The organism is Candidatus Xenohaliotis californiensis, from assembly GCF_963930935.1.
GTDB lineage: Bacteria > Pseudomonadota > Alphaproteobacteria > Rickettsiales > CAWVOK01 > Xenohaliotis > Xenohaliotis californiensis.
In genome coordinates, this window is record NZ_CAWVOK010000014.1 from 1 (window position 1) to 15361 (window position 15361).

The window sequence follows — 15361 nt, forward strand, 5'->3', positions numbered from 1 at the left end:
CCGATCTATAGTGAGCATTGTACAGAATTAATGTCAATATATAAAATGCACTTATTAAAATACTAAAAATGATTGTTTTTAAAGTAAAATTGTCTTAATATAAAATAACTTTACAAAATATTAATTCTTATGCAAAATAGCCATAGGGAGCTTAAAAAACTATGGGCAAAAGGTAGTCAGTTTCTTGGTTGTCCACTATCAATCATGTGTGGTGCAATGAGCTGGGTCTCAGAAGCAAACCTCGTATCAGCAATGTCTAATGCAGGTGGCTTTGGTGTAATTGCTTGTGGTGCAATGAATTCAGAACAGCTTACTTCTGAAATACAAAAAACAAAAAACTTAACTACTAAACCATTTGGAGTTAATTTAATTGTAATGCATCCAGATCTGCTTAATCTAATTAATGTCTGTATTGCAGAAAAAGTATCTCATGTTGTATTAGCTGGTGGTCTTGCAGCAGTTGAACACATCAGAAATTTAAAAGATGTGGGTATAAAAACAATGTGCTTTGCACCAAATCTTGCCATTGCTAAACGCAGCATTAAGTCCAATATTGATGCATTAATAATTGAGGGCTCTGAAGCTGGTGGACACATAGGAGCAGTATCAACATCTGTTCTGGCACAAGAGATACTACCACACATAAAAGAAGTACCTGTATTTGTAGCAGGTGGTATTGGCAGTGGTGAGATGATGTTGCGCTATCTACAAATGGGGGCTAGTGGCTGTCAACTTGGCACAAAATTTGTTTGTGCTACAGAAAGTATTGCTCATCCTAAATTTAAAGAAACTTTTATCAAAGCAAACAGCCGCAATGCCATTGCTTCAGTTCAATTAGATAAAGAATTTCCAGTTATACCAGTTAGAGCATTAGAAAACAAGGCAACAAAAAACTTCTTAGCACTGCAACGCACAATAATAGACCAATTCAATGCTGGTAAAATTAATAAGAAAGAAGCACAACTTACAATAGAAAAATATTGGGCAGGTGCACTACGTAATGCTGTTATCAATGGCGATGTTGAAAATGGTTCATTAATGGCTGGACAATGTGTTGGCATGGTGAAAAAAGAACAATCAGTTGTAGAAATTATCAATGATCTAATAGTTGAAGCAATGTCAGCATTAAATCAACACCACAGTTTTAGCACATATTAACGTAAAGGTGATGACTTTTCCCCACTACTATACTTATCCAATTTAGCTTTCTCAGCTTTACTTAATTTTGCATCTTGACTCTCTTCTTCTTGTTCTAAATACTTAGTATCACCACTTAATAAGCTACCAGTCCTTTCTAGCAACTCTTTATCTTTAAATTTACTAACCTGAGATTTCAGCTTATCAAGATCAGTGCTAGATAATTTACTTTCACCATCATATATATCAGCTACAGAATCCATAGATTCTTTTTTTGTAGATTTGCTATTTTCAGTATTTTTCTTCATAGTTTGTGATTTGTCGCTCTTTTTTGTATTATTTATGTCTTTATCTGCATTATCTTTCTGCACTGTAGAAGATTTATCATGAGCATATTTCTTATTAATTGACACATCACCACTTCTAGTGACAAATGCATAATGACCAGCGCCTGCAAATTCTATTCTCAGACCTTCTTTAGGTTTAATTTCACGTAAATCAATATCGAAATTACTATACTTAGCATCTTTTTCACGTGACAACCAAGGTGGCAGCCTTGAAGTTACAATACTATTACCATTAATAGCAATTAAATTAGTATCAGTGCGCAAATAAACCAAGCCACCAATATTCTCATCAACACGCAAAATAGATGATCCATTAGTGCTATCGGTGCCAAAACCTAGTTTAAAACACTTACCATTTGCCTCATTGCACACTCTAAGTTCTTGCATGCTATCAGTCATTTTCTTAGCACTCTTATTGAAAAATGGGGATGATTTGCGCTCGTGAAACAATTCAGGCTTAGGGGTAAATCCAGTTTTATTATCTCTAACAACAGCAACAAATCCATTACCTTTACTTTGAAACAAACTAAAACTATCTTTTTCCCCACCATCAAAACCAAGTTGCGCTCTAACATTTGAAATGTGTTCTTTATCTTTAGAATACTTATTAACATATTTACCTACAGCATTTTTATTATCATTCTTCATGCTATATGCATCTTTATTACGATCTGCATTATTAACAACAGCTACTCTTGAGCCATTAAAAGACACACTAACTTCTTGCAAGCCATCTGAAGGAAATGGTGCAATTATATTGCAACTTTGCTCCCACAATCTTCTCTCATCATGGCTAGCAAAACCATCAATCACAACTCTAGCACCACTACCATTAGGATCAACTGCTATTACTTTATTGCCCAATAAAACATGTTGTGAATGGCGAGAAGAAAAATTAGAAATATCAAAATTAACCATATCATCTTCTCTTTGCACTGCAATACTAATATTAGAACCTAAAAGTACATTTTTTTTGTTTTCTGAAGATTTTATTTCTCTTGTCCAATCAATGCTAGAAACAGAAGAAAGCTTTCCTGTAGCAAATTCAGCTAAATTTAATGCTCTCTCTTCTTTATAACCTTCTGATTTTACTGAAATAGCAGTTTTATCCTTATTAAATCTAACATATGACTTACCATTACGCTTTGTATCCTTTATAAATACATTGCTACCTTTTGGCAAGGTATCTTTGGCTTCAAGAAATCTATCTTCTGTGCGCCAACTTTTCCCCTTACTCTTTTGCAATGAAGTATCAACATAATGTTCTTTTCTTGTGTCATCTTTATAACTAATCCACTCAATACTACTTAATTCTTTCATAGTATGATCATTGGGCTTTTCGCCAAAAAGATTTACTTTGTTATTTATAGCTTTCTGCACAACTAAATTACCATCAATCACAAGCTTTACTGGCACATCTAGATGTAAATCAAGATTATGCATACCTAAATCTATAAAACCTTTAACGCCATTGCCATCCACATTAAGTGCTCTGTTATTAACTATAATATGCAGACCATTCCCATCTCTATCTTTATCTGACTGCTGAATATTATCTATTCTAACCTCTCCATCACTGCTACTATGTATGTCAAAATCTACATAACTACCCCTAATTCTAGCACTACTAACACCTGCATCATGCATAGATTGCAGTAAGCTACTAACCTCTAAACCATCAACATAATCATTAGCATTATCAAAATCTATATCATGTGCAATAACAAACATTTTTTCTGGTTTATTGGTCAATTTTACTTTCCCTAATTTGTGCACACCAGTTGATCTATTTTCTGCTTCTAGTGCATCCAACCTGTCTCTACTTGCTGCGTGAGATTCTAGATCACGTGCCAACCCTCTATCACTTCTACCTCTTCTATAAGAAGATTTAGAAGCATCTTTTTCTATCATTGACAACTTTTCCCTTTCCAAAGCACTATCCTCAATATCCTTATCTACCTCTTCTAAGATTTGACCAAATCTATAACTTGCATCATCAAGCATCCTATCAACATCTTCAATATCTATTTCTTCACCATTAAGCTTTACACTGCAAGAGTGATCAACATTCAAACAGCTCTCTTCCAGCAAAACATCTTCTGGCATTGCATCTGTTCCTTGGCCATTAAAACTAACAAGATTATCACCTACATTAATAAAACTTGCATCTAAATCTACTTTTGAAGCTTTATTTGACTCATTAATAGTGTTAATAACAACTTTATCTACATCTTCATCATCTTTTTCTACAGTAATATTAAATGATGGCAAGTCACCAGGCATCAAAACTACAGTTTTACTCAAACCATTTGCATTCATCCTTTCTCTAATGTTACCAAGATTCAAGGCACCCTCCTTTATAGCCAAAACTTTATCAGGAACACTTAAAACCAAAGTATCATCTTTCCTACTATAGGATACTTTAGATTTTTCATCTTTCATTCTTCTGGCGCTAGGTTTTCTATATGCATCATCTGATAAGTGTTTTGATTCCATGCCTCTTATAGCATGGCGATCAACCTCACTCTTAAATGCATCAGCTTCAAATTCTCTATCTACAGCACTATGCAATCCTTCCATTCTATTAGTTGAATGACTTTGATAACTAGGTGCATTATGTCCTTGTGAAAAAGCAGAGTCTTGTTCTACAGTACTACTGACAATATCACTGCCTTCCTCACCTACATCAAAAACCCTCTCATCAACATCATCATAAATATTAACTCTGACTTTAGTGTCTAAAATACTCTTAATGCTTCTACCTGAAATTTTTATATTATCCAATTCTGCATCATTGTACCCATCATCTCTATGACTAACCTCAAGCCTGCCATCCTCATGAACAATAACTCTAATCATTTTACGCTCATGCTCTGGTGCTGATCTTGGAGCAAAATTTTCAATAACTAATGGCGCTGAGTGCAGCTCATAATTGTTATCTCCTGGTGCAAAGTGTGCAATACTCTTACCACCATCATCAGCTATATTAACAAGATCTACCTGCCCTCTAACAACTCCATACAAAACATCTGGATCAACCATACACCCAGGACTATGCATAACAATATCAAGTCTACTCTTGTTGTTACTATCTCTACGCAGCCTAACACTAAAGTCATCATCAGTAGCAGAATCATATTTACTTGTATCATGGCTTATTCCAATACCAATATCTTTGTGCACCTTGCTTATGAATACTCCTTTTTTAAGAATAAGATCATCTTTTAATCCAGCAAGAATGTTATTATAAGCACTATCAACACCCTGCTCTTGCTTCATTGGGGATGGTACAAAACTTGGTGCATAAACCTGTGAAGCTGTAGGGGTGTATGGCTTTACTGGTGCAACTATAGCTGGATTAGCTAAACCAATATTTGGACTTACTTTTGCAACTTGTACATCATGTTTAGTATTGTCAACAGCACTTTGCATATTTGGCACTAAAACAGTTTGTGGCTGAGGTACTTTTGCAGCAACAGCTGACTGAAAGCTCTCAGAATTTGCCAATTGATTAGCAATATCACTAGCATTAAGTTGAACAGATGGAGTCATCTCGCTTAAATCATTACTTGCTGCTTTAATATTAGCAATTTCCCTGCTTAATGCATTACTGCGATCAGACAAACTTTTGAGCTCAGAATTAACATCTGCATCTCTTTTATCTCCAAAACTTTCATTATCTAGCTTGATTCCTTCTATAGCATTTTTGTTAGCCTCAACAGCATTTGCCAACTTATCAATCCTATCAAGGCTTTGTTGTAAATTAGCATTCCTTGCATCAGCTTGCTGCATTTTAGCAAGTAATAGCTCTACTTGCTGCATTCTCCCTGCAAGATCTCCCATGCCATGCTGCATAGCAAATGCTCCTTGCATTGGAGCATATGGCATTTGTTGAGATCTTTCAAGTTCTTTTTGAATTCTGCTTATATCTCTAGCATGCTCTTGCTGCATTGCATTCATTCGATCTTGTATTCTCTCTTTCTCCATTCTAGCAACAGTATCCATTAATTTTATATCTTGTGATGTATTATGCATGCCAAACATAACATCATTAATACGCTGAGAATGGCTATCAAGCTTACCATAGGTTCGAGTTATATCATGACTGTGAGTGTTTAAATGCTCACCATGCATAGCTGTACCAACAGTCAAATCACTAATTCTACCAGAATGATCTTGCACTGTTGCATGTGATCTATCCACATTACTGCGTAAATTACCAATATCAATCCTAGACTCTAAAGACTCCCTGCCTAAATTATCAATTCTACCCCCATGCAACAATGATTCATTGCGCAATGAACTAATATCTTGACCATAGCTAGCTACATCACTCCTTAAGCGTTCAGTATCTCTCCAATGCAAATCACGATCATGCTCTAAACCATGAATTCCAGCACTATGATCAGCTATATCACGACCCTGATTAATTACATCACTCCTTAAGCGTTCAGTATCTCTTAAATGCAAATCACGATCATGCTCTAAACCATGAATTTTAGCACTATGATCAGCTATATCACGACCCTGATTAATTACATCTCCCCTCAAGCGTTCAGTATCTCTTAAATGCAAATCTGTCTGCAAATCCCGCATTCCATTATCAATAATAGGTGCAGTAACATGGTTAACATCTTTATTAGAGCTATTAATATCAGGATCATCAGTATCAAAACTATTATAAGTAGAAGGCTCACTGACTTGCAATGTATCATCACTTAAATCTTCACTGGGCATATCATTCAATGCATCAACATCCTCTGCTGCTTCAAAAGCTGCACTTTTCATCATATCAATCTTTTTGTTAGTGTCTAAATCATCATCAGCAACAATCTCCTTAAACTTATCATCTAAATCTTTAGCAATTTCCGGAACACCAGCCAACTCTGCATGCTTTTTTACTGCATTAACAACCTCAGTTGCAACACCATTTAGCGACTCTTCATCAACACTGCCACCAGCACCTGTGAGACTTGGCTCTAAATCTCTAAAAGCCACCCTTACCTCTTCTTCAGTAATGCTTGCATTATTAAGTGCAGCACTATTTAAATCAAAATCATCATTAATTGATTTAAGTAAATCATCCAATGAAACAATATCAATTTTCAAGTCATTATTATTAATATTTAGGCCGCCATCAACATTAACTTGCATATTGGAAATAGTCTGATTGTGTGTTGCATTGTCTAACTTTTCCCTGCTGTACACATCATTAAATGAACCATTGGCTATATGACTATTAATTGATCTTATCTGATCATTGCTAATACTCTTCCAAGTTCCATCTACTACATCCAGTCTATGCCAAACGTCATTATCAAATTTTTTTAAAAAAATATTTTGTTCACCAACAGTGCATATTAAATCTGATATCATAGTCTGTGCTAAAGAACCATTTGCACCATCAGTGCTTACAAGATCTTGCATTTTTTCAGCAGGAAAATCAGTTAAATTAGCAAGATAATTATCCGCATATACAAATACAGCTTTTCCGGAAGAATTCTTAACAAATCCATCTAATTGGCTTGCAGTGAATGATTTATTAGAAAATTTGCTATCAAAATAAAATTTATTATCTCTAAAAAAAACTGGGTGAATATTATCACCAATGCGTATGCAAAAATCTGCCATTATTTTCATAAAAATGAACAATTGCAAATATTATAAAATAACAAAGTTAATTTTTTTTAAATGCACATATCACTAGTTAAGATGCCCTGTTAACCCCAAGTACCACATCTCCTAATTCTAACTTAGAATCATAGTTGGGAAGAAAAATACTATCTGATCTTAGTAAAGCAAGAGCACTATCTATTTTATATTTTAATAAAAACTCTTTGACACTTTTTCCAACAAAATCGCTGCTTAGATCAATCTTCATCTCTATAATTTTTATATCAGATAATACATATGACTTATGCCCAACATGAAAAGCATTGCTAATTATATAAGAAAAAAAATGATTAGCTTCTCTGCAAAGATCAATATTATAATCAACATTTAAGTGATTCAAAAAATCATTGGTAAATTCTGAATTAATAATAAAAGTAGAAAGCTCTGTGGATAAACATCTCTTTAAATAAAGTGACAACATTACATTTCTTGCATCATCACCTGTAGCTAGTATGGCATTTTTAATGCCATACTTAGCAATAGTCTCAATGGTTAGCTGGTCAAAAACATTACCTTTTATAACATCAACCTTTTCAAACTCATTAGCAGCAGTAAATGCTTTGTTTTCATTATTAGAAATAAACAAAATTTTTCTCTTCACTTCATTTTTCTGCATAATTTTCAACAAAGTGTGTAATATTTCTATTTTCCCTACAAATAAAACAAAACCAGATGAAAACTGTACAAAATCTGTAAACAAATTACCATTCAAGAAAGACAAATCTTTAACCACAATAATAAGCCTATCATCAGTATCCATTTTAATATTTAAACAATCATCAGGCATTAATATGATATTGTCATGCAAAATACCGAGAATTACACCATTAAATTTTTTGGATATAGCATTGAAGTTTAATAAAAATTTTTTCCCAATCTTTGCATTACATAAACAAATCTTAAGACCACATTGAGCTGTAAACTTTTTAGAAATCATAGGCCATTTCAGCTTGCAAAAAAGCGCATTTGCAATAACTAATTCTGGTGAGAATACAAAATCTGGTGCAAAATCATCTGCAATTCTATTGCCATAAAACCAAGCATCACGCTTAATTCTGGCAACATTTATTTTTACTGTAAAAAATGACTTTGCAATTTGACAAATAGCAAGATTCACAGCATCACTATTAGTAACTGCCAAAACAATATCAACTTTACTAGCATCATTATTCTCAAGCAACTCTATAGACAATGCATCACCCAGAACACAATAAATAGGTGCTATGCTCTTGGCCAAGTCTAATGCTGCTTTACTTTTGTCTATAATAGTAACACTATGACCAATACTATCTAGATATACAGCAACTGATCTACCAATAAATCCAGCACCACATATGATAACTTTCATCATTTACTCATAGTTATTTATCAATATGTTAGACACTGAAAGTTATTAAATACTTTACATACACTGGTCAAATATCATGTTAAATTAAAATTAACTAAGAAATATTGGAATTATCTGTTAACATGGTAAGAAAACTTCTAGCAACTTCCAGCTCATCTCTGCCTATAATGACTGTTTTCATGCTGTAGCCTTTGATGTATAAATGCCATGATATAAAAATGTTGCCCATTACACCAACAGTAAACATAAACCAAAGATGAAGTATTGTATAATGAAAATAAGTGTAATTCCAAAAATAATGCATTAACCAATCTACTGCTGCAAGTGCAACAAGCAGCAATATACCAATAGCCCACATTTTTTTATAAAAAACCCAAAGCACATTAAATAAAAATGCATACATTGAAAAACCATCTTGCACTATTGAAATAGATCCATAGCCATTATTTTCACTACCAGTTTTATGAAAGACATAATATATGTGCATATTATCAATTGACATAATAATTTTTTTTAGGTTAATATTTTCCTATACTCTTGGCAAGAATCTTTATTAGACACTATGACAACAAAAAAAAATAAAAAAATTACTATATATTCCACACGCATCTGTCCATACTGCTCCAATGCAAAAGCTATATTTGACAATATGCATCTAGAATATAATGAAATTTTTATTGATACTGATGAAGCACGCAATGCTATGATCAACAAAAGCAATGGTCACAAAACTGTGCCACAAATATTTATTGATGAGCACCACATTGGTGGATACACTGATCTGGTACAACTTGTAAAAAATAATAAATTAGAGAAGTTATTGTAGGTTATATGTACATACATGAATATCAAGCAAAAACAATTCTTTACAAATTTGGCCTACCAATACCAAAAGGATTTGTAGTAAAAACAAAAAACAATATTGAATCTAAGTTAAAAAATTTTAAACATATGCCTTTAGTAGTAAAGGCACAAGCATATACTGGTGGCAGAGGCAAATGTGGTGGTGTGCTAATTGCCAAAACAGTTAGTGATGCAAGAAAAAAAATTGAATCAATGCTTGGTATGAAAATAGTAAATGCACAAACTGGTTCAGAGGGAAAAACCACTTGGGCTGTCTATGTAGAGCAAGCAATCAGCATAAAAAAAGAGTTTTATCTTAGCATTATAATTGATAGAGCAATAGCAAAACCAACAATAATCTTCTCTGCAGCTGGAGGGATAAATATAGAAGAACTGGCAAAAAAAGATATGGGGCAAATTATAAAAATACCCATAGATATTACTACTGGTCCTATGGACTTTCAAATAAGACAAATAATCTTTGGTGCCAAACTTAACATGGCGTGCTTTAAAGAACTAAAACATATAATAATTGGTATATATAATGCTTTCATTACTAATGATGCCAGTCAGATAGAAATCAATCCTCTTGCATTAGATATGCAAAACAACTTAGTTATTCTAGATGCAAAAATGACTTTTGATGACAATGCACTATATAGACAACCCAATATTACAAAACTGTATAGTGCAAAAGACAGCATTCCAAGTGAAGTAGAAGCAGCAAAAAATGATCTTAGCTTTATTAAAATGGATGGAAATATAGGCTGTGTTGTAAATGGTGCAGGGTTAGCTATGGCTACTATGGACATAATAATGCAACATGGTGGATCACTTGCAAACTTCTTAGATATTGGAGGTACTGCAAATGTAGAAAGTATTTCAAAAGCCATAAAAATAGTCTTAGATAACCATAAAGTAAAAACAATTTTAATAAACATCTTTGCTGGCATTGTTAAAGCAGATATGGTTGCTGATAGCATTATATCAACCATACCAACACTTAAAACAAAGCCAAATATTATTATCAGATTGCTTGGAACAAACTCCGAATATGCAAAACAAAAGCTGCAAGAAGCTAATATAAATGTTTTTTTTACAAGTAATATTGAAGAAGCTGTACAAAAAGCTGTAGCAAATGCTAAACAAACAGGTTGAAAATGTCAGTACTAATTAATAAAAACACTAAAGTTATATGCCAAGGATTAACAGGTGCTCAAGGAAAATTTCATACGAAAAATGCTTTAGACTATGGAACAAAAATAGTTGCTGGTGTTACACCAGGCAAAGGTGGAAGCACTTGTCTTGACCTTCCTGTATTTAATACAGTTAATGAGGCTGTGAAAACTACAGGAGCAACAGCAACAGTAATATATGTACCAGCACCATTTGCATTTGATGCAATGTTAGAGGCTATTGAATCCAACATAAAACTTATAGTCTGCATAACCGAAGGTGTGCCAACACTTGATATGGTAAAAATTAAAAACATAATAAAAAATACAGCAACAACAATAATTGGGCCAAATTGCCCAGGCATCATAACCCCTGGTGAATGCAAAATAGGAATAATGCCAGCCAAAATACATAAACCAGGTAGCATAGGTGTTATTTCTAGATCTGGAACTCTAGCATATGAAGCTGTTGCACAAATAACCAATACTGGAATGGGTCAATCAACATGCATAGGTATAGGTGGCGATCCATTGCCAGGATTGACGTTTCCCAATGCAATAGAACTATTTTTACAAGATGAAAAAACAAAAGGAATTGTTATAATAGGTGAAATTGGCGGTAATGCTGAAGAAGAGGTAGCTAGAATAGTTAAAAATTATCCTATAAAAAAACCTATTGTTGGTTTTATAGCTGGAATGAGTGCACCATTAGGAAAACGCATGGGGCATGCTGGAGCAATCACCACTGGTTCTAATGGTACAGCTATTAGTAAAATTTCAGCATTAAAAAATGCAGGTATCTTAGTTGCACCAAACTTGGCAAAAATAGGTGAAACAATGAAAAATGCAATTAAAATATTCACTGCTAATAATAAGGATTAAAGAATTGATTATTTGAGCAAACTAAGATATATTGATAGCATTAATGATTTAAGACTCAGCATAGGCATAAAATGAGTGAATTGCTAGAATTAGCTGCATCATCTAGAAAAAATCCCAGCAAAGCAGCAACTAAAGCTTTAAAAAAAAATGGCATGATACCTGCTATTATTAATGACAGCAAAGGCACATCAACTAATATATCTGTTGAATCACATGGCCTAGATATTGCTCATCAAAAAGGTGAGCTTATTTCCTCTGTATTTAATATAAAAATTGATGATAGAAAAGCACAAAAGGTCTTTGTTAAAGATGTACAACAACATTGTGTAACTGATAAATTGCAACATATTGATTTCCAAAAAGCAGGGACAAAAAACAAAGTGAAAGTCTTCATCTATTTTATTAATACAGAATCATCACCTGGAATTAAAAAAGGTGGTTTTATTAACATAATACATCGATATATTTGGTGCATATGTCCTAAAAATGATTTAATTAGACATGTTGATGTTGATCTATCTGAAAAAACTGTAGGAGAATTTATACGTATAAAAGATTTACCACTACCAAAAATAATTAAATCTGTAATTACAGATCTCAATACACCTATTGCAAACATTGTAGGCAAAAAAGGACAGGCAAAAGAATCATCAGACAATACTGAAAATTCAAAAGAAAATAATAAGTAAATGAATATTGATCCACTGTTACTTAGTAAAAAACTTATTGCATGCAATGATGTCTCAAGCAATGGTGAAATGGCAATTAGTTTAATGCTTGAGTTATTACAATCTAATAATTTTAACTGTAAAAAACTTATCTTTAAAGCACCCAACCATCCTGATACTGCAAATATTTATGCAAGCTGTGCTTTTGGCAATACACCAAAACTCAACTTATGTTTTGCTGGACATTTGGATGTTGTTGAAATAGGTGATATTAACAATTGGCTTTCTGATCCATTTGTGCCAACCACAGCTCATGGCAATCTTTATGGACGTGGTGCAGTAGATATGAAAACAGCTGTAGCATGTTTTACTGCAGCTGCAATTAATATAATCAAAAATGCTGGCAATAATAAAATTAGTGGCAAAATCACAATATTACTAACCAACAATGAAGAAACTGACTCGACAAATGGCACGCCAAAAATAATGGAATGGCTCAAAGAAAACCATAAACTTCCTAACTACTGCTTGGTTGGTGAGCCAACTAGTCAAAAAATATTTGGCGACATTATAAAAATAGGACGCAGAGGTTCTATAAATTTTAAAGTCAAAATTCATGGAAAAGCAGGACACGTAGCATATCCTAATTTAGCACAAAATCCATTGCCAATGGCATTAAATTTTGCTAATGAACTATTGAAAACAAAATTAGACAATGGCACAGAACATTTCCCACCATCAAATTTAGAAATCACAAGCATAGAAACAAATTCTAGTATGCATAATGTAATACCGGATAATGTCTTAATTAAATTCAACATACGCTTCAACAACTTACACACATCAGAATCATTAATACAAACTATAGAAAAAAAATGCATCGTATTAGAAAGCTATGATTTAGATAGTGATATTACAGCTGAGCCATTCATTAACAATCCAGATATAATTACTCAAATGCTTTCTAAAACAATACAAGAAATAATGGGAAACAAACCATCATACAGCACTTCAGGTGGAACATCGGATGCGCGTTATATAACAAAATTCTTACCAGTTGTTGAATTTGGCCCACTGTCAACAACTGCACATCAAGCAAATGAGCATATTTCACTTGCAGATTTAAACAATCTATACAAAATTTATCTAAACTTTATTAGTAAATTTTTCCATAGTACACAACACGCAGAAAATAATAATTCTTGACTTGCTGTAAGAAATAAAATATTTTAGAATAAAATATTTTGTTTCTAGCATTATGCATATTGATATTATTGAAAAATGTATGAAGATTATACCAAATAAATTTGAACTTATACTTCTTGTGAATCAACGCATATGTGAAATAAACTCTGGCATAAAACTAGACAATAATGCTAAAGAAGTAGAGAATGATAAAAAAAATACTGTGATTGCTTTAGAGGAAATTGCATTTAAAAAAATTAATATCAATGAGTTAAAACAAAAATTAATAAAAACATATACTACTAATAAAAATACATCTGGTATTATAGATTTTATGGGCAGCTCAATAGATAATCTAGACATTATGCAGCAATTAGATCCTACGGAAGAGAGTGGATATGATGATATTAATGAAGATGCAATTCTTTCATCTAATAATGAAAATGATAAAATATAAATACATTGCATCAATATTTTTAGCATTCACTTATATCTTAATCTCAAAAAATTTGCACGCAACACCAATTGGCCTATGTAACTCTAATGATAATTTTTATACCACAAAAGAGCTGGATAATAGCTCATTTGATGAAATCAAAAAATTTCCACTCACAACAACAAATGACAGTGCACAGCAAAATTTTTTGTCTGGCTTGCTTGCACTACACTATTTTGAACCAATACAAGCAAATTTTTACTTCCAAAATGCACATAATCTAGACAAAAATATGATTATGGCACTTTGGGGGCAAATATTAGCATATAGACAACTTGGCAGCCATACACAACAAAAAATTAATCAAATAATAGATCAAATAAATAGTTACAGTAAAGAAAAACTATCTGAACTCAGTGAATCTGAATTGCATTATATTAATGCTGTTAAAAATCTCTATCAAAAAAAAGAGAATGAAACTAGGGCTAAGTTAAAAATCATAAATGCTAAATACCTTAATGCAATGCAATCCATTAAAAATACATATTCTGATAATCTAAATGCTGTGTTATTATACCTACAATCTGTACTAACCAGCCCTATCTACAGCAATAATCCATACAATATCAAAAAATATGGTGAAATCCTGGAAAATGAATACAAAAAACATCCTCAAATAAATCTATTCAAAGGATATGCAGCCACAGTGTGGAATACACCAACATTAGCATACAAAGCTAACAAAATCCTTACATCAATGAAAGATCATGTAAATATAGGCCCATGTTATACTATGCTAATAGCAGAACACTATTTCAATACTGCAAGTTGGACTGAATTTATTCAGTTAAATAAAATATCATGGGATTTGTCAAAAAAAATTATAGCAAAAAACAATCTTGATAAAGCAAACTTAAACTACCAAGCAGCAATAAATATTATATATGGCTTAACACAACTAATGTCTTTAGATGAAGCATTAGTACAATTAAAAGAAATTAAAGAAACCATAGATACTAATAACAATCAATCCATACAGGCCATGTACAGAGCCATTGTATCATTTATCAATAACACTAATGCACAGCATTCAGAAGCATTATCTTTAATAACCAATCTGCAAGATGAGTTATATAATAGCAATGCTATTGAAAATGTTTTAATTGCCACAGTATCAATTTCCCAGTCTAATGAAATAGAAAATGCATTGAAAATTCTTAATAAACAACTAGTAAAACTCAATGGGTATGACCAAGATATAGGATATATTATTAAAAATCAGTTGCTCGCTAAATTAAATGTCAAACACAAAGATTATCAGCGTGCAATACACTTTGCACAAAATGCTATAATGATAGAAAAACAAATATCTCCAACAGTATCGACAAAAGTTTTTCTTAAACCATCACAAGAGCTATTGGCTGAAATTCTCTTGCAAGAAGATCTAGCGGGAGAGGCTTATAAAATGTTTCTAAGCAACAATTTATATGCACCAGGGCGTCCTATTAGCATAATTGGTGCCAATATTGCTGCAAATGCAATAAATGACAAAAGACTTATTGCAATAATGCAATACTATATATCAAACTTCCTGCCTAAAAATGCTTTGGAAAAGACAGATCTGTATATAAGCTTTGAGCACAAAAAACAACATATTGAATAGTTCC

Annotated in this window: 11 protein-coding genes; 8 read left to right on the forward strand and 3 right to left on the reverse strand. The window is 32.6% G+C overall.

The window, feature by feature from the left end; translation table 11 throughout:
• Positions 1 to 129 precede the first annotated feature (129 nt).
• Complete coding sequence (locus tag AABI72_RS01535) at positions 130 to 1158, forward strand: nitronate monooxygenase (protein WP_338363741.1); 1029 nt, start codon at positions 130 to 132, stop codon at positions 1156 to 1158.
• Here AABI72_RS01535 and AABI72_RS01540 read toward each other — a convergent pair.
• The 3 genes from AABI72_RS01540 to AABI72_RS01550 all read right to left on the reverse strand — a co-directional run bounded on the left by AABI72_RS01540 (position 1155) and on the right by AABI72_RS01550 (position 9007).
• The gene (locus AABI72_RS01540) at positions 1155 to 7124 is read right to left on the reverse strand and encodes a hypothetical protein (RefSeq protein WP_338363742.1); all 5970 of its coding nucleotides are present in this window, start codon (positions 7122 to 7124) and stop codon (positions 1155 to 1157) included. The two genes, AABI72_RS01535 and AABI72_RS01540, sit on opposite strands and share 4 nt — an antisense overlap.
• A 67-nt stretch (positions 7125 to 7191) precedes the next feature.
• Positions 7192 to 8505 (reverse strand): NAD-binding protein, encoded by a 1314-nt coding sequence (locus AABI72_RS01545; RefSeq protein WP_338363743.1) that lies wholly within the window; start codon positions 8503 to 8505, stop codon positions 7192 to 7194.
• A gap of 94 nt (positions 8506 to 8599) precedes the next feature.
• On the reverse strand, positions 8600 to 9007 hold the full coding sequence (locus AABI72_RS01550; protein WP_338363746.1) for a DUF2628 domain-containing protein: 408 nt from the start codon (positions 9005 to 9007) through the stop codon (positions 8600 to 8602).
• Positions 9008 to 9067: 60 nt separating this feature from the next.
• On the opposite strand from AABI72_RS01550, the gene grxC reads away from it, so the two are divergent.
• The 7 genes from grxC (at position 9068) to AABI72_RS01585 (ending at position 15357) form a co-directional block, all read left to right on the forward strand.
• On the forward strand, positions 9068 to 9331 hold the full coding sequence (gene grxC / locus AABI72_RS01555; protein WP_338363748.1) for a glutaredoxin 3: 264 nt from the start codon (positions 9068 to 9070) through the stop codon (positions 9329 to 9331).
• 5 nt (positions 9332 to 9336) lie between these two features.
• Complete coding sequence (gene sucC, locus AABI72_RS01560) at positions 9337 to 10506, forward strand: ADP-forming succinate--CoA ligase subunit beta (protein WP_338363750.1); 1170 nt, start codon at positions 9337 to 9339, stop codon at positions 10504 to 10506.
• 2 nt (positions 10507 to 10508) lie between these two features.
• On the forward strand, positions 10509 to 11405 hold the full coding sequence (gene sucD, locus AABI72_RS01565; RefSeq protein WP_338363752.1) for a succinate--CoA ligase subunit alpha: 897 nt from the start codon (positions 10509 to 10511) through the stop codon (positions 11403 to 11405).
• Positions 11406 to 11476: 71 nt separating this feature from the next.
• Positions 11477 to 12094: a 50S ribosomal protein L25 gene (locus tag AABI72_RS01570; protein WP_338363753.1), complete on the forward strand. Its 618-nt coding sequence runs from the start codon at positions 11477 to 11479 to the stop codon at positions 12092 to 12094.
• Complete coding sequence (gene dapE / locus AABI72_RS01575) at positions 12095 to 13279, forward strand: succinyl-diaminopimelate desuccinylase (RefSeq protein ID WP_338363754.1); 1185 nt, start codon at positions 12095 to 12097, stop codon at positions 13277 to 13279.
• A 52-nt stretch (positions 13280 to 13331) separates the two neighbouring features.
• Complete coding sequence (rpoZ, locus tag AABI72_RS01580) at positions 13332 to 13715, forward strand: DNA-directed RNA polymerase subunit omega (RefSeq protein ID WP_338363755.1); 384 nt, start codon at positions 13332 to 13334, stop codon at positions 13713 to 13715.
• Entirely contained in the window at positions 13702 to 15357 is a 1656-nt protein-coding gene (locus AABI72_RS01585) for a hypothetical protein (RefSeq protein WP_338363757.1), read from the forward strand. The genes rpoZ and AABI72_RS01585 overlap by 14 nt, the downstream gene beginning before the upstream one ends.
• Positions 15358 to 15361: the final 4 nt, after the last annotated feature.